This window comes from Enterococcus camelliae, from assembly GCF_042685105.1.
Classification (GTDB): domain Bacteria; phylum Bacillota; class Bacilli; order Lactobacillales; family Enterococcaceae; genus Enterococcus_G; species Enterococcus_G camelliae.
This window is the reverse complement of the sequence record NZ_JBHUMO010000002.1, coordinates 25,648-41,205: the sequence shown is the minus strand read 5'-3', so window position 1 is coordinate 41,205 and position 15,558 is coordinate 25,648. Positions and strand designations below refer to the sequence as shown.

The following is a 15,558-nucleotide window of genomic DNA, read 5'->3' as shown; positions in this document are numbered from 1 at the left end:
GGATGTCAGAAAGGTGCTTAAAGTGACGCTTTTCTGTGGTATAATTGGTTTGAGTCATGTAGATACCTCTTTCATACTTATGGTTTTGACGCTTTTAAGTATAATGTATCTACATGATTTTTTTGTTTATTTCTTTATGCATTTCATTTTACAACTTACCAACCAAATTTTTTGTTAATTCTCGAATAAATTTCTTTGCTTCTTTCTTCTGCTTATTGTCTCGTATTGCATCAGCGGATAAATCTGTATGTGCCTCATTTTCTAATTTTTTCAGGTATTCATCTTCTACTGCTCCGCCCATCAAGACGCCATTAAATGGTTTTCTCACATAATTCTTTAACTTGAAATCTACAATTTTCATCCCTATGCTACGAATAATACCAATTCTTGCTAGCTTAATTTCTTCATCTATTTGATAAAAAAACTTAAAATGATAGTTTTTATCATTTACGGTCATTTCAATATCTATAGGCTCTTTCTCTATAAAAGATTGTACATATAAAGGCGTAAAGACTTTCTTTACTTCACTCTTATTAGCGCAGTTTTCAGGATAAAATTGTTTATCGTTTATAATTTCTAGGATTGTTTCACCATTAATTTTTTGGGAGTACTCTTGTTCGCTCACGATTACTTCCACTTTTTTTTCTAATATAGAAACAAAAAAATTGTCACATACTGCACGAATAATTTTTTTTCTATCTGCATATTCTTCTTTTAAAAATGGAATAATAATTTTTAATCCTCTTGTATCTTTTTGAAAAATTTGAGTATGGTTAGTATTTTCATATGCCCGATACCCATCTTGTTCCCATTGCGCATAATAACCTGTCGATCGAAAATAAGCATCGTTGCAGTGATGCTCAATTAATTGAATGGTTCCACCAATATTTTTACGGTTGTATTCATCACAATTGGCAAAAAACATCAAGTGAATATCAGATGCTGCATTATTCGCAATTTTTCCAACTCCATGAGACCCCCCTCGAACAATCTCACGTTGATCATCTTCTTCAGAAATATGAATACCTTTCGTATAAGCAAATGTTTCATAGGTTGAGTATTCACTATTTTGCTTCTTTTCTATTGATAATCCTTTTGTGCATTCATCCTCAAAAGTCAGCACTCGCACTGTTTCCATTGACAGAGCTTCCTTCATATGAGCAATTGTCTCTCTTGTATAAAGATTTCCTCCAATTAATGAGTTAACATGTTCTTCAATTTGATCTATGCTGGGAATTTTATTTTTTTCTAACTCGTCTAAATGAATATGGATACGTGCAATTTCATCTGTATCGAGTAATCTGGCATCAATTGAATTCTGTAAATTCTCTCTGACCGTTCCTTCAGTTCCCATTAAGTGAAAATGTTCCAAAGTATTATCAAATGTTTGTGTCTCAATATTCGTTAACTCAGCAAAATGAAAGCTATTATCCATCTAATCATCCCCCACAATCATTCCATTTCTACGTACTTTTTTACTTATAATAATTAGATCACACATATGGATTTGCTTCAAGATTTTCGTTACTATCATTTTGCTTTAGGCATCTCTTTTTCATTCGCTACCCCTTAAGTTCACTTTTTGTTTTTCTCTTTTCAAAATAAGCACCAAATATCCATTGAGAATTGAAAACGTATTCTCTAGAATAAAGGTGTGAGGAGGAAGCTGAATCCTCTACTGAAAATTAAAGAAAGGAGGAAGAAGAAATGCACAAAGCATTGGTAGCCTGCCGAGCAGGAGTGGGATCAAGTTTGATGCTCAAGATTAAAGTAAATGAAGTCGTGAAAGAAAATCAATATCCTATTCAAGTGGAACATTCATCATTGGATGGATTAAATGGATTCGACGGGGATATGGTGATTACATTAATTGATGTCGCAGAAGAACTAGAACAAAAAGGGATTCCACAAAAAATTATTGGCATTCGTAATATAATGGACAAAAAAGAAATCAAAGAAAAACTAGATGCAGCATTACAAGGTTAATCAAAGAAAGGAGTAATTATTCATGGCTTTTACAATTAGTTTTTTAAGCACTCCCGCAGTCTTACTCGGGTTGGTTGCCTTCATTGGGTTAGTAGCTCAAAAGAAAAAAGGCACTGAAGTAATGACTGGGACATTTAAAACAATCATCGGTTTCATGATTTTTAGTTCTGGTGGATCCATCATGACTGGCGCACTACAAAACTTCAACACGATGTTCCAAAAAGGGTTCCATATTGTTGGGGTTGTTGCTTCACCTGAAGCAGCGACGGCCTTAGCTCAATCGCAATTTGCATTTGTTACAAGTTGTACCTTAATTTTAGGGTTCGTGATGAACTTGGTATTTGCCCGTATTACACCATTTAAAAATATTTTCTTCACAACAGGTCATAGTTTATTCTTTGCTTGTGTTCTTGCATTGATTTTAAAAGCACACAAAATCGCAGATATTCCTGCAATAATCATTGGTGGTTTAATCTTAGGGTTTGTCTCTGCCGCTCTTCCACAACTTTGTCAACCATTTATGCGTGAAATGACTGGTGGCGATGCCCAAGCAATTGGACACTTCAACATGATTGGGTATGCACTAGCTGGTTACATTGGCAAAATTTTCAAAAAACACAAAGACAAAACAACAGAACATATTAATTTCCCTGGTTGGTTGTCTGTTTTCCGTGACTTCTTAATGGGCGTAGCCATTGTTATGTTATTCTTATTCTATTTATCAGCATTCAAAGCTGGTCCTGCTGAAGTTCAAAAGCTTGCAGGTAGCACTCATTGGTTAGTGTTCCCTCTAATTCAAGCCTTCACGTTCACAGCCGGCATGTCTATCTTGATGACAGGGGTTCGGATGTTCTTATCAGAAATTACTGCTGCATTCGTTGCCGTTTCTGAAAAATTCATTCCAAATTCTCGTCCAGCTCTAGATGTACCAACTGTATTCCCTTACGCTCCAACTGCTGTTATTGTTGGCTTCATTTCATCTTATGTTGCTGGCTTGTTGGGCGTACTAGTAATGGTTCTTTTAAAATTCCCAGTAGTCATCATTCCAGCAGCCCACATTTGCTTCTTCTCAGGTGGTACAGCGGGCGTATTTGGTAATTCAACTGGTGGTTGGCGTGGTGCTATCGCAGGATCGTTTGTTGCTGGTTTATTATTAGCATTCTTACCAGTGCTTCTTTACCCAGTGTATGGTTCACTTGGTATCCAAGGCTCAACCTTCCCGAATATCGACTACAACGTCATCGGTAACTTATTAAACGGTATTCTAACTATATTCCATATTGGCGGTTAATTTTTTCCAACAATGGATTCTAGGAAAAGAAGTGCACCCCGCTTCTTTTCCTTTTTTTCTTTAAAAAGGAGATAACTACAATGAAAATTTTACCTATCACTATCGAAGATACCCAAAATAAACTCATCGTTCAGGCGGTGGGGTATGTGATGGATACCATCCCAGAAATTGATCCTGATCGCAGGCGACCAGCTGTTATTATTTGTCCTGGAGGTGGCTACCATCGTCTCTCTCCTCGTGAATCGGAACCCGTCGCTATACAGATGCTTGCATTAGGGTACCAAGTATTTCTTTTGGAATATAGCGTTGATGACGAGTCATTTTATCCAAAACAACTTTTTCAATTGGCTCATTTGGTCCGTTACGTGCGCAAACATGCAAAAGAATTTGCGATTGATCCAAATAAAATCATTGTTGCTGGCTTTTCAGCTGGTGGTCATTTGGCTGCGCATCTAGGTACGTGTTGGCACAAACAACTGTTGACCACTCATCTAGGAGGATCGCCTGAAGCCTGGCGCCCAAATGGTCTATTGTTGTCCTATGCGGTCTTGACAACAGGACCATTTACCCATCAGCATTCAATGGAACATCTTTTAGGTGAGCATCAGGAATGGCGTCCTTTGGTTTCACCTGCAGAGCAAGTAACTGCCAATGTTCCACCTTGCTTTATTTGGCATACTGTAGAAGACTCTGTTGTGCCAGTTGAGAATGCCCTTCTTTTCGCAGTGGCTTTGCGGCAAAAAAACGTTCCTTTTGAGTTGCATATTTACCCGCACGGTCCACATGGTCTTTCATTGGCAACCGAGGAGACCAAACATCACGAGATGAATCGGGTTCAACCGGAAGATGCCTCATGGTTGGCATTATTTGCAACATGGATGCAGACATCCATTCTCAAAAATACCTGAGTGCTTCGTTTCTCTAAAATCCAAACTAAGACCCCAAAAAGTTAGACCAAAAATCTAACTTTTTGAGGTCACTATAAAGAACGTAGCATGCTCTCTTTCTCTTGGGGGGCTTTTTGTAGACCATTTTAGCGAATATAAATTGGATTCAATATGCACAAGCGTTGGTTTGCTTGCTTTTTTCCACTTCCCCAGAGTTCGATTCGTAAGTAGCCAGGCTTGGTCATGATGCGTTGGGTTTCCTGTTGGTTGAATGTGATCGACCGTTCAAAAACCAATGTCTCATTTAAAAAGGCCTTGATTTTTCGAGGAATAAAGCCAAATTGTTTTAATTTTGCTTGTTCCGTTGGCATAATTTTATAAACGATCTGTAATTCTCCGACTTTGACAGTGTCGCCCATTGTATATTGCTTGCCAAATTGTTCAAATCTTGCTTCGATCCTAGGGCCTAATGTGAGGTAATAATTTCCTTTCTTGATATTTCGCAATGCACAGTCACGTGTTCGTTCCTCGATGCCTAAGTACGTAATTGCTGTATTTTCATCTATTTTTTCAGGACGATGCCAATCCCTACCCGCGCTTGCAGCGAGCTGGTAGCCTTGTTGCAACAACTCAATCCACCAATTATAGGCTTGTTCACTGCGAAAGCTTTCATCGGGTGCGACACGATTCCACACTTCAATAAAGTCAATCAAGGTGTAATCTTCGATAACAAAATCCCAATGACAGCCTGTTCAGATTGGGTTTCCTATCGAAAAAGGATGCGCAATTCCCGCGATACCATTCGCCTGTTTGATTTTTTTTAAAGACGCATCAATCGTTTCAATCTGTGCCTCACGCCAATCAACCATCTCACTAAGCCCCATTGTTAATAAATGACCAAAAAAGGTGGTCCACTCCATTCCCGGTAGAATGGTCAGTTGCGTTTGGTGAATTTTATCGGCTTCAATAACTGGCGCCATGGTATTATGGTCGGTGATTGCTAAGACCTCATAACCAAATGCGCTTGCTTCTTTTACTAGCTCGCTAGTCGAAAAATCCCCATCGCTGTGTTTGGTATGGGCATGAAATTCTGTCAAAACATACTCCACTTACTTCACCCCACTTATAACGATTTCTGCACAAACATTATCAGATTGAATACAATGCGCATTCAATTGAATTTCCCATTCACCTGGAAGAACTGGTTGTGCTAAAAAGCCAAATGAACTCACTTCATGGCTGATTGTGATTAATTGATGCGCTTGTTTATGATGATAACACCCTAAATACATATTTTGATAACTTAACGATAGTGTTAGTAGATTGAACAGTGGCAAAAAAGTCCGTACTGGAGGTTGCTCTCCGACCGGAAAATAAATAGCTAGAGCAGCCAAAATAGCTTGACTTGCCAGATTTTCCGCAACAACTTGTGGTTCATAGTCAAATTGAATCTGAAGCTGGGTGTAGGTTTTGGTTACTAGAAAGGGAACTTTAATATGTGTTTGATGATTTTTCTCGCTCAACTTTAAGGTTTGTCGTAAAATTTCTTCCATTCCTATTGCTCCTATCAGAAAAGGAGTGACTCGCTACCCCGATCCACTCCCTCCTTCTTATTTTGCTTTTTTCATATTTGTGCGAATATAAACGGCAGCAGACAGGGAACAGAGTAAAAACATGATGACGGAGAGTGCCGCTGTTTTCTCATAGTCCATATAGCTGTTAAATTGATCGTACAAGGCAATTCCTAACATTTTTGGATAGTTGCCCCCCATCAAAAATGGCGTTGTAAATGAGCCAACATTGCCCATAAAGACAAATGTCATTGCCACAATCACTTCTTTGGCAGTCTGGGGAAGAATAATTTTTCTTAAAATTTGCCAAGAATTGGCTCCAATATCTTTGGCCGCTTCAATCGCCGCTGGTTTGACTGTAGCTAAACTAGCTAAGATTAATAAAGCAACAAACGGAATATTAAACCACAGATTCATCAAGATAATCCCAGATGCATGGTACATCAATCCAGGCTTGTAATCGTAGCCGAACAAACGACTGATGCGATTGAGCACCCCCGCATCGCGAATCATCATGATGACCGAATACACTGCAACCAGTCCTGGAATAAATCGCGGAATAATATTCAAGGTTGCCACAATTTTTGCGAATCTCGATTGACTAAAACGAATATAAAGAGCGAGTAGATAACCAAAAACTAGCGCCAACACAACGGTAATCACCACAATTTTCAAAGTAAAGGCAAGATTTGCCAATTGGGTTTTATCTGTCAAAAAATAGTGATAATTTGCCAATGTAAAGTCCTTCGTTTGGTTGGTCTGAAAACTTCGGATAACTGTCGTCACAATCGGGTAGACGATAAAGAGCACGACAACGCTAAAAGCGGGTAGAATCAATAGGTAGGGGACTAGCCTTTGGGTCCACTTCACACGTTTTTTGCTGGTTGTCTTTGCTGGCGACATCTCTATCATGGCTTCCTTACTAATCATTTGGTCAACGTTCCAATCTTTTGATCCCATTCTTCATTTAATTCCGTTCCTAAATTGCCAATACTAGCTGTCCGGAAAGAATCTATTTTTAAGTCTTTTAAATATTTGCTATTATCAGAAGATAGATTGGAACTATCGATCACGGGAATAGCTGCCATGCTATCTAGCAGAATTTGTTGGGCTTCTTTTGTTAGCATGAAGTTCATCACTGCTTCAGCCCCTTTTTTATTCGAGCCAATACTTGGAATTGCCAACGTATCCACATTGCCAGTAAATCCTGGGTTAAGTTGAGTCATTTTCACTGTATCTGGTAACGTTCCATTGGCAAGATTCGTAATCAACATATCCGCCCAAGCTGGAATCATGTCGACTTCACCATTGACTAGCAAATCAAGTGTCCCTTGATTTTTGTTTGGATAGACGACTTTTCCGCCTGATTGATACATGGAATCATTCAGATCTGCTAACAAATCAAAGCCTTTTTCCCACTGGCTTTTCCATTTTTCATCAGAGGAATTCATCGCTTCTTCTGGCAAGAAATTGTAGATAGCTGTTTGCACAAAAGATCCACCAGCCCCACCAGATCCTGGGGTATTATAAGCAAATTTTCCTGGATGGTCTTTGATCCATTGGTACAATGCTTCAGCCGTGGTTGGAGGTGTTTTCACTTTTGCTGAATCATACGCCAAGACGACCGTTGTGCCACGATACGGTACCAAAACCCCTTCACCTGCTGAAATTTTTGTTTGGACATTTTTTAAATTGGGAATCTTATCTTGGTCATACTTTTCAAAAATATCTGCCCCGCCTTCTTGCACATAGGCGCTGTATTCCGCATCAGAAACCAAAATCAAATCATAATCGGTTTTCTTTTGATTCGCTTTTTTGGCGGCAACAATCCGATCACTTAAGCTTTGCGTGCCTGTTCCCGAAGTGATAAACTGCAAATTTAATTTGTATTCTTTTCCATCAGAACTCTTATTAAAAGCTTCCACGATTTTTTGCATCCCTAATTTCACATTATCTGATCCTCCAGCCCAAAGTGTCACTTTCGTTGGTTCACTGCTAGTTGCTTCGCTAGCTGAACTTTCCCCACATGCGGCAAAAATCCCTGTTGTGACTGCAAGTGTCGTACCCAAAACCAACATTTTTTTCCAATTTTTCATAGTGTCCTCCTAGTAGACATGATAATTTGTAATGGTGAAAAAGAGTGGTTGATCCTTTTGAAACTGTCTGGCTTGTTCTTTATTTGAAAAGAATTTGAGTTCTTGATTTTGATAGGTCGCATAAATGATTGAATAATGGCCCGCATTCATAATATGGGCTACTTTGGCCTCATGGTCCCCTCTGTCTACCGATAAAAAACTATCTTCTGGACGAAAGGCTGTAACCTTCCCTGAAGCGGCAGGCAAAAAGTTCATTTCCCCGATAAACGAGGCTGTATAGCGATTCATTGGCGTTTCATAAATTTCTGAAGGTGTTCCGATTTGGGCAATTTTGCCCTTTTCCATCACTACAATGCGATCAGACAAGGACATTGCTTCTTCCTGATCGTGGGTGACAAAGACAACCGTTACCTTTGTTTGATCTTGGATACGCTTCAGTTCTTCTCGCATTTGTTGACGAATTTTTGCATCTAGTGCCGAAAATGGCTCATCTAACAACAGCACTGCTGGTTCCAGCAATAAGGAGCGTCCGATTGCAATTCGTTGTTGTTGCCCACCAGACAATTGACTCGGGTATTTTTTTTCAACGCCGGGTAACTTAAGCAAGTCCAACATCTCTTCGATTCGTTGCCGAATCTCTGCTTTTTTTAGTTTCCGTAATTTGAGGCCAAAGGAAAAATTTTCGTAAACGGTCATATGATCCCAAAGGTTATAGCCTTGAAAGACCATGCTTGTTGGTCGTTTATCAGCGGACAAATGCGTCACATCTCTCCCATCAATCAAAATCTTCCCCGAATCGATTGACTGAAAGCCACCTAGGCAACGCAATATCGTGCTTTTCCCACAACCAGATGGTCCCAGTAACGTAAGAATTTCACCCGAACGAATAGCTAAATCAATTTCGGAGACACCATCGCCATTGGCATAAACTTTGGACATTTGTTTAATTTCTACTTTTGTTTCACTCACTTCACTGAGCCTCCTTGTCTTCATTACATTTGGATGCCACCGGAGAACAAATCTTTCCCAAATAATTTTCGGCAAAGCCAAAGAATGGCAATGGTTGGAATAATCAATAGTAAAGAAAAAACAGCTCCAGCCATGGGTGGATAATCTAAGATAACGCCGTACATCGATGTAGCCATTGTTTTAATTTGGGGGAAGCCGACCAATAAAGTTCCCTGAGCTTCTTCAAGCGAACCAAGAAAGGTATACATTCCTGCTACAGCAATTCCTGGCATAGCGGTTGGCAAGGTAATTTTCAAGAATGTGCGAATGGGACCGGCTCCAATATCTCGCGCAGCTTCTTCTTGCTGACGATGAACGTTTTGAAACGCACTCGAAGGAATCCAAATCATAAAAATCATCGTATTTAAAATATGAACAATCATGACTCCCGCCAACGTTCCCATCAGTTGAAATTTATAAAAAAGAATTCCTAGTGCCGTGTACAGTCCTATCTTGGGGAAAGCATTTGATAATAAAAAGGAAAACAAAATCAGACGTTTTCCCCTAAATTCAAACCGAGCCAGCGCATAGGCAGCTGGGATACAGATAAGCATCGATAGAAGCGTCGCTAAAACAGCAATCAGAAAGGAATTCAAAATGGATTGAATCAAATCAGGTTGGGTCAAAACAAACCGCCACCATTGAAAGCCAAATTTCGTTGGCAAAACGTGAGGTGCTTGATACGTATTTGCAAAGGCAAGCATGAACGTGTTGAGCAGTGGCCCATAAAAGAAAAACAAAAATCCCACAAAAACCAAAAACTCAAAAAACCGTTGCTTCCCTAGTAGATAATAGAGTCGCTTGGGATGGAGGTATTTCATTGGACAACCTCCTGCCTCACTTGGAAATATTTCCAAGCATTCCGTGTAGTAACATTGTAAACATTTTGCTCTTCCAAATAAGAAAGAGCTTGTAATTCGTTTACTGTCCACAAAGAAAGACCAATATGGTGCTTTTGTGCAAAAGCAATTAACGGTTCCGTGTAACATTGATACGGAAGATTTAATCTAGTCGCTCCTCGAGCAACTAGATAATTGGCTGCATCCAAAACCGTTTGTTCGGTCCATTGGTTCCAGGAAAGCACCTGTTCAAGTCCATTCTCAATATTCATCAAAATGTGATCTGGCCATTTACTTAGGTAATAGACATCAACAGTTCCACTCAAAAGAATTTGTGCCCAAAGGTGATATTCTTCTGCCAGTTTCTTGATTCGCATTTCGAGCCCGGGCTCTTTTAAATCACAATTAAGCAACAAATCCGTCCCTTGCATGAACACAAAGACATCGCTTAGTAAGGTGTCTGCTTGCCCGCGAATCTCATCGTGCCGTAAAATGAGTTGCCTTGTCTCGCTATCATAACGAACATCGACTTCAATGGCCTCAATCGGTTTATTCGAAAAAAAACGGACAAATTCTAGACTATTTTCTGGCGTTCCGTCACTCCCAGAATGTGCAGTAATCATTGTCATTGATTTCTTATGCCTCCCTTTCAATTGAAGTGTAGAAAACTACTATTAATTTCCAATAAATTTTATGTAAATTCTATTTGTTGTTTCTGTAAATAAAAAGAAGGCCTTCACCTGTGTGTTTCGTGCAACAAAAAAAGACCATGTTTCCACGATCTTTTGCTGGTATTTTTTTCACGGTTCAAAAACTGCTTTGCTTTAGAAATATTGGTGTATTAGTTCTTCCGGTTTATGAAAGCGACTGTCTGCCTGCGTTTGGTCCATGTTGACTTTTCTAGTAAATGCTGTTTCTTTGGCTGCTACGGTTAACCCAGCCTCTTTGGCAGCCTCAATGCCAATGGCTGAGTCTTCGATCACCAGCATGTCCTTTTTTTGAATCAGCGGAAATTTTTCAATAGTCTTTAAATAAATATCTGGATTTGGCTTATTATAGGCCACTTCCTCACCAGACAAGATTGCATCGAATGTTTTCGTTAACCCAATATCCGCCAAACATTTTTCAATCAACAAACGGGGAGCAGAAGATGCTAAAGCACAGGCAATCGCTTTTGGATGCAGCCACTGAACAAATTGAATCATTTGTGCATCACAGATTGCCTGATAGTCCATCAAATGGGCTCGCACATCTTCGCGATAGATGGTTAACCACCGTTCTCGTTTTTCGGTGTCTGTTGGAATCAAGGCTTGCCAAATATCATTGGCATTTGAACCAACCATTTTATCTAGTTGTTGATCTGTTAGTTGAAACTGATGCCGTTGGAAAAACCGTTTACGCCGTTCATAATGGACACGTTCCGAATCAACTAACACGCCATCCATATCAAATATGACCAATTGAATCACGCTTCTTCACCAACTCCTTTTTCATGCTCTACAATATAGGCAAACACAGTTTCAGGATTATCTGTTGTTTGTAATAATTCAAAGAATGCACCGTCTTCTAAAAAATGGACCAATTGCGCAATGGCTTTTAAATGCTGCTGGTTGTCCACGGCAGATAGCACCATCATATAGCGCATTTCACGCCCATTTTCTAATAGAATGGGTGTTTCAAGAATTCCCAGGCTTAGCCCAATTTCATTGGCTCCATACATTGGTTTGGTATGAGGCAAAGCTACTCCATCGGTAATCATCATCCAACTTTTCCGCTCTGCTGCTGAATGAATAATTTCAGCCAAATAATTTTCTGTAACAATCCCTTCAGTCAGTAACGGGGCAGCACTTTGTTGAACTGCTTGTGCATAGGTCGTTGCTGGTAAATGAAATTGAATGAATGCTTTCTTTAAAACATCTGAAAGATTCAACTCGCCTTTTTCGTAGACAACATCTTTTTGCACAGGTTCATTAATCAGCAGTTCCGATAATTCTTTTTCAAGATGATTGCGATTTTTGATTGTTGCATATTTTTCAATCACTGACATCAAATCCGAGATTTTCGGAAAATTAAGCATGGCTGTTTGAGTGGTTGCATAGACGCTTCGCAACAGGTGGTAACGCTCAGCTGGCGTCAGAATTGGATTGACAATAAAGACTGGTTTGTTTGCCGTATACAAACGGACATTGGGCTCTGTTGAAAAAATGTAGTCGTACTCTTCGTGAATTGTTTCTAAAATATCCGTATCAAAAGGACCTAAGAACACGAATTCCGGAAAAAGCGATTTCAATTCATTTAAAACAATTGCTGAGCTTCCAATGCCACTCGGACAGACAACGATTCCTACATTTTTGCTGGCCGCCTTCTTTTCCTCAAACTGATGAATGGCTGCAACAAAGTGCATGGTCAAAAAGGCAATTTCTTCTTCCGGTATCGGATCTTCGAAAAGTGCCGAGATTGGTTTCAACACTTCTTCGACAATTTTTATCATATCAGGGTAGGTTGCTTGAATACGTTCTGTAAAATAATTGATAATCGGAATACGGAAAAACAAGCGATAGTACACGGAACGAAAATGCCCATATAATTTCTCAATCACTTTTTCCTCATCCGTAAAACGAATACCTGACAATAACTCGAAACGATTGGTCATCCTTGTGACAATTTCCAAAATAATTGAACGATCAAAGGTTTGTTCATGAACATTCCCTACAGATAAACTCAAAATCCATGAACAAATGTATTTTTTGGCCTCTTCATTTTCAATTTGATACGTGGCTAATAATTCGGTTGCCAAATCATATTCTTTCATTTGATGAAAAAATTCAAGATGGTACGTTTTATTTGAGATTTGATTGGCAATTCCTAAACGTGGAAGCAATAGTTGAAAGGTATAGCAAAATTCACGTAGGCGATTTTCTACCAGTTGAATTTGGTATTTTTTTAACAAATCAGCTACATTTTTTTGCAGCCCATCAAAGTCGGCAATGTTTTCATGAAACAAGAAGTAGTCATACAAAAAGCTGCCCGTTGGTTGGTTAAAATCAATCAGAATGTTGCGCATCAGTAACGCCCGAATTTGCCATTCGTCACCGGCCAAATAATAGCCGATGGTTCGATTATTCAATACGGCGATGTTCTCATTCGCTAGCGTTTCTTCCAAATGCTTCATATCTTGAAGAAATGTCGTTTTTCCAACTTCAAGAGTGTCCAAAAAATGTGGAACAGATACATAGGATTCATACCGATACAACAGCATTAAGAAAATATATGTTTCTCTTTCAGGACCATCTAGCAAATAAGAATGGTAGATGGTGTGATTCAAGAAGCATTGGACAATATAATCCTTGGTCTCATTTGATAATGAAAGAAACCGTCCTTCTAATTGAAGAGGGGGAATCGACGCATCGATTAAAAATTCATTGGCTTTTTCTATGGCATACAATACTTGTCGCTTTGACAAGTCCATCATTTGGATGAGTTGATTAAGGGATACCTCTTTTTCCTCAACACATTTTTTCATGATGTAGACCGATTTTCGATCAAGCATCGTTCCCACTTCCTTTCGTTATTTGTTACTTCGCTTTCTCAACAGCCGTGCGCAGAGCTTTTGCATTCGCTGCAATTGTCTCTTTTGACCCTTTTGTCAAAAGACTACCAACACCCATGCAATCTACTCCATTTTCAACCCATTCGTCAACATTTTCCAAGGTTACGCCTCCTGATGAGAGAATTGAGACATAAGGCAGTGGCGTTTTAATGGTTTTTACTAACGATGGTCCATAATAGTTTGAGATTGGGAAGGCTTTAACCATATCCGCACCAGCTTCTAATGCTTCAATCAATTCTGTCATGGTCGTACATCCTGGCATATAAGGAATTTGATAACGATTGCAAAGGCGAGCGACTTCTGCACTAAAGGTTGGGGCAATCACAAATTTCGCACCTCGTAAAATAGCATCGCGTGCCGTTGGTGCATCCAGTACTGTTCCTGCTCCTAATAATACCTTATCTCCATAAGCTTGGCTTAATTGTTGAATGATTTCACCTGCATTGGCATTGGTATAACTAATTTCTAAAATACTAACTCCGCCTGCTAGACACCCTTCCACAATTTCTGATCCGCGTTCAAAGGTTTCCACGCGCACAACGGCCATAATTTTTTCTGCATGAATACGGTTTAATGTTGTTAATTTTTCCATGTTTCTTTCACCTCAAATTCTTCGACTTCTTGATAAGAAACCAAAACTTCTCTGATTTTAGCACGGTCCTCAGTGTTGATTACCGATTGAACAGGTAGACAGGGTTTACCCACAGGTAGTTGAATCATGTTTAATGCTTCCTTCAAAACAGCAGGCACACTGCCAAGTTTCAATACACTGCGGAATGCATTGATACTTTCTTGTAACAGTTCTGCTTTTTCAATATCATCTGCTAAAAAAGCTTCATAAATACCCACATCGGTTTTCGTCAATACATTAGAAGTTGCAGCTACTGCGCCGGTTGCACCTAATTGTAAGGCTTTCAAAATACGAGAATCCGATCCGACTAAGACGTCAAACGCTTCTTCTTTGACTAATTCAAGATACGTTTCCATTTGATCTAAATGACCACTGCTGTCTTTCATTCCTATGATATTAGGATGTTTTGCTAGCCGCGCAACGGTTGTTGGTTCGATATTTAATTGCGTATTAGCTGGAATATTGTACAAAATAATTGGTAATGGACTCGCATCGGCAATTGTTTCATAGTGCTGAATCAACTCTTCTTGTGTTATATGGATCAAGTAAGGAGTAATAACAGATAATGCATCCACACCTCTTGTTGCCATTTCTTTGGCCAATTCTACAACTTCATTCGTACTGATACCACCAACACCCGCATATACCGGTACCCGACCAGCCGCAGCTTTGACCGCATACTCGGCTAAGTTTAATTTTTGCTCTTTGGTTAGGCTATAAAATTCCCCGTTCGTTCCCAAAACGAAAAGGCCTGCCACACCATTGGTAATCAAATGCTCCGCTAAGGCTGCCACACCTACTTCAGAAATTGCTCCTTTTTCATCGAGAGGTGTAGCCATTGCGGTAATAATTCCTTTTAATTTCATGTCATTTTCCTCCTTAGGCATGTCCAATTTCTTCACGCGCTTGTGCACCTAACGCACCACCTGGATGCCACATCGCATATTTTTCCATGGTAAACGCGGTGTCTTCTTGCAAAAGAATGGACAGACATTGTAAAACAATGATTTCTGCAACAATTGAAAGCCGCGGTGGTTTGTTTGTGTCATCACCCTCGTTTTGAACACCTGCAAATAAAAACGCATCTGCATTTGTTGCTAGCCAAGAGGAAGGATTGCCCGTTACTGCGATTATTTGAACGCCCATCCGTTGCAAGGCTTCGACCGTATTACGTAATTCAATCGTATTGCCACTATTCGAGATAGCAATCACAATGTCTTCTGATACTACTTGCCCAGCTGATCCATGAACTGCTTCGGTTCCATCTAAAAAGTAACACGGCGTTCCAGTGGAAGAAAACAAAGCACACATATATTCTGCGACATGACTTGGTTTTCCTATACCAGTGATATGGAGACGACCGTGTTGTTCTCTGGCAGCACCAATCAATTGGCGGGCACGATTTAATTGTTCTTCATCAATACTTTTTAAGAATTGTGTCAATTCCGTTTCAACATGTTTTGTATAAATTTGTAATGCTTGTTCATTCATGAGAAAGAACCTCCTTTTTGATTGAATCAAACGTTTGAAATACCGTTTGGTTTCTATCGGGAAAAGGAAAGGTGACTCTTCTCCGTTACTGTCATTTTTCGTATTTTTTTGTCCTGAGAAACCAACAAAAATCCAATTGTGGTGGCTC

Annotated in this window: 15 protein-coding genes and 1 pseudogene; 3 read left to right on the top strand and 13 right to left on the bottom strand. The window is 39.5% G+C overall.

Features of this window, described 5'->3' with window-relative positions; all coding sequences use genetic code 11:
* Nucleotides 1–148: 148 nt before the first annotated feature.
* Nucleotides 149–1,435 carry a hypothetical protein gene (locus ACFSR0_RS00695; protein WP_379978896.1) on the bottom strand — a complete coding sequence of 429 codons (1,287 nt, stop codon included), beginning with the start codon at nt 1,433–1,435 and terminating at the stop codon, nt 149–151.
* A 272-nt stretch (nt 1,436–1,707) separates the two neighbouring features.
* On the opposite strand from ACFSR0_RS00695, the gene ACFSR0_RS00690 reads away from it, so the two are divergent.
* The 3 genes from ACFSR0_RS00690 to ACFSR0_RS00680 all read left to right on the top strand — a co-directional run bounded on the left by ACFSR0_RS00690 (nt 1,708) and on the right by ACFSR0_RS00680 (nt 4,185).
* Nucleotides 1,708–1,986: a PTS sugar transporter subunit IIB gene (locus ACFSR0_RS00690; RefSeq protein WP_007207934.1), complete on the top strand. Its 279-nt coding sequence runs from the start codon at nt 1,708–1,710 to the stop codon at nt 1,984–1,986.
* A 22-nt stretch (nt 1,987–2,008) separates the two neighbouring features.
* Nucleotides 2,009–3,277 (top strand): PTS ascorbate transporter subunit IIC, encoded by a 1,269-nt coding sequence (locus ACFSR0_RS00685; protein WP_379978894.1) that lies wholly within the window; start codon nt 2,009–2,011, stop codon nt 3,275–3,277.
* Nucleotides 3,278–3,357: 80 nt separating this feature from the next.
* Nucleotides 3,358–4,185, top strand: a complete 828-nt coding sequence (locus tag ACFSR0_RS00680) for an alpha/beta hydrolase (RefSeq protein ID WP_379978892.1) — start codon at nt 3,358–3,360, stop codon at nt 4,183–4,185.
* Nucleotides 4,186–4,310: 125 nt separating this feature from the next.
* Here the strand turns inward: ACFSR0_RS00680 and ACFSR0_RS00675 are convergent.
* The 12 genes and pseudogenes from ACFSR0_RS00675 to ACFSR0_RS00620 all read right to left on the bottom strand — a co-directional run bounded on the left by ACFSR0_RS00675 (nt 4,311) and on the right by ACFSR0_RS00620 (nt 15,410).
* Nucleotides 4,311–5,261: pseudogene (locus ACFSR0_RS00675) on the bottom strand (CehA/McbA family metallohydrolase).
* A 12-nt stretch (nt 5,262–5,273) separates the two neighbouring features.
* Nucleotides 5,274–5,717, bottom strand: a complete 444-nt coding sequence (locus ACFSR0_RS00670) for a hypothetical protein (RefSeq protein ID WP_379978890.1) — start codon at nt 5,715–5,717, stop codon at nt 5,274–5,276.
* A gap of 57 nt (nt 5,718–5,774) precedes the next feature.
* Nucleotides 5,775–6,638, bottom strand: coding sequence for an ABC transporter permease (locus tag ACFSR0_RS00665; protein ID WP_379978888.1), 864 nt, complete (start codon nt 6,636–6,638; stop codon nt 5,775–5,777).
* Nucleotides 6,639–6,661: 23 nt separating this feature from the next.
* Nucleotides 6,662–7,831 (bottom strand): extracellular solute-binding protein, encoded by a 1,170-nt coding sequence (locus ACFSR0_RS00660; protein WP_379978886.1) that lies wholly within the window; start codon nt 7,829–7,831, stop codon nt 6,662–6,664.
* Between the two features lie 9 nt (nt 7,832–7,840).
* Nucleotides 7,841–8,800, bottom strand: a complete 960-nt coding sequence (locus ACFSR0_RS00655) for an ABC transporter ATP-binding protein (RefSeq protein WP_379978884.1) — start codon at nt 8,798–8,800, stop codon at nt 7,841–7,843.
* Between the two features lie 23 nt (nt 8,801–8,823).
* Nucleotides 8,824–9,660, bottom strand: coding sequence for an ABC transporter permease (locus ACFSR0_RS00650; protein ID WP_379978882.1), 837 nt, complete (start codon nt 9,658–9,660; stop codon nt 8,824–8,826).
* Nucleotides 9,657–10,307 (bottom strand): glycerophosphodiester phosphodiesterase, encoded by a 651-nt coding sequence (locus ACFSR0_RS00645; protein WP_379978880.1) that lies wholly within the window; start codon nt 10,305–10,307, stop codon nt 9,657–9,659. Before ACFSR0_RS00645 ends, ACFSR0_RS00650 begins: the two co-directional genes overlap by 4 nt.
* Before the next feature lie 195 nt (nt 10,308–10,502).
* Entirely contained in the window at nt 10,503–11,147 is a 645-nt protein-coding gene (locus tag ACFSR0_RS00640) for an HAD family hydrolase (RefSeq protein WP_379978878.1), read from the bottom strand.
* On the bottom strand, nt 11,144–13,228 hold the full coding sequence (locus ACFSR0_RS00635; protein WP_379978876.1) for a BglG family transcription antiterminator: 2,085 nt from the start codon (nt 13,226–13,228) through the stop codon (nt 11,144–11,146). Before ACFSR0_RS00635 ends, ACFSR0_RS00640 begins: the two co-directional genes overlap by 4 nt.
* A gap of 25 nt (nt 13,229–13,253) precedes the next feature.
* Nucleotides 13,254–13,880: a bifunctional 2-keto-4-hydroxyglutarate aldolase/2-keto-3-deoxy-6-phosphogluconate aldolase gene (locus ACFSR0_RS00630; protein ID WP_379978874.1), complete on the bottom strand. Its 627-nt coding sequence runs from the start codon at nt 13,878–13,880 to the stop codon at nt 13,254–13,256.
* Complete coding sequence (gene dapA / locus ACFSR0_RS00625) at nt 13,868–14,785, bottom strand: 4-hydroxy-tetrahydrodipicolinate synthase (RefSeq protein WP_379978872.1); 918 nt, start codon at nt 14,783–14,785, stop codon at nt 13,868–13,870. The genes ACFSR0_RS00630 and dapA overlap by 13 nt, the downstream gene beginning before the upstream one ends.
* A 13-nt stretch (nt 14,786–14,798) precedes the next feature.
* Nucleotides 14,799–15,410, bottom strand: a complete 612-nt coding sequence (locus tag ACFSR0_RS00620; protein ID WP_379978870.1) for an SIS domain-containing protein — start codon at nt 15,408–15,410, stop codon at nt 14,799–14,801.
* Nucleotides 15,411–15,558: the final 148 nt, after the last annotated feature.

Excerpts from the sequence above, each read along its gene's own strand:
- dapA (WP_379978872.1), bottom strand. The coding sequence starts at position 14,785 with ATGAAATTAAAAGGAATTATTACCGCAATGGCTACACCTCTCGATGAA.
- ACFSR0_RS00680 (WP_379978892.1), top strand. The coding sequence starts at position 3,358 with ATGAAAATTTTACCTATCACTATCGAAGATACCCAAAATAAACTCATC.
- ACFSR0_RS00695 (WP_379978896.1), bottom strand. The coding sequence starts at position 1,435 with ATGGATAATAGCTTTCATTTTGCTGAGTTAACGAATATTGAGACACAA.
- ACFSR0_RS00635 (WP_379978876.1), bottom strand. The coding sequence starts at position 13,228 with ATGCTTGATCGAAAATCGGTCTACATCATGAAAAAATGTGTTGAGGAA.
- ACFSR0_RS00685 (WP_379978894.1), top strand. The coding sequence starts at position 2,009 with ATGGCTTTTACAATTAGTTTTTTAAGCACTCCCGCAGTCTTACTCGGG.
- ACFSR0_RS00670 (WP_379978890.1), bottom strand. The coding sequence starts at position 5,717 with ATGGAAGAAATTTTACGACAAACCTTAAAGTTGAGCGAGAAAAATCAT.
- ACFSR0_RS00645 (WP_379978880.1), bottom strand. The coding sequence starts at position 10,307 with ATGACAATGATTACTGCACATTCTGGGAGTGACGGAACGCCAGAAAAT.
- ACFSR0_RS00630 (WP_379978874.1), bottom strand. The coding sequence starts at position 13,880 with ATGGAAAAATTAACAACATTAAACCGTATTCATGCAGAAAAAATTATG.
- ACFSR0_RS00665 (WP_379978888.1), bottom strand. The coding sequence starts at position 6,638 with ATGTCGCCAGCAAAGACAACCAGCAAAAAACGTGTGAAGTGGACCCAA.
- ACFSR0_RS00660 (WP_379978886.1), bottom strand. The coding sequence starts at position 7,831 with ATGAAAAATTGGAAAAAAATGTTGGTTTTGGGTACGACACTTGCAGTC.
- ACFSR0_RS00690 (WP_007207934.1), top strand. The coding sequence starts at position 1,708 with ATGCACAAAGCATTGGTAGCCTGCCGAGCAGGAGTGGGATCAAGTTTG.
- ACFSR0_RS00620 (WP_379978870.1), bottom strand. The coding sequence starts at position 15,410 with ATGAATGAACAAGCATTACAAATTTATACAAAACATGTTGAAACGGAA.
- ACFSR0_RS00650 (WP_379978882.1), bottom strand. The coding sequence starts at position 9,660 with ATGAAATACCTCCATCCCAAGCGACTCTATTATCTACTAGGGAAGCAA.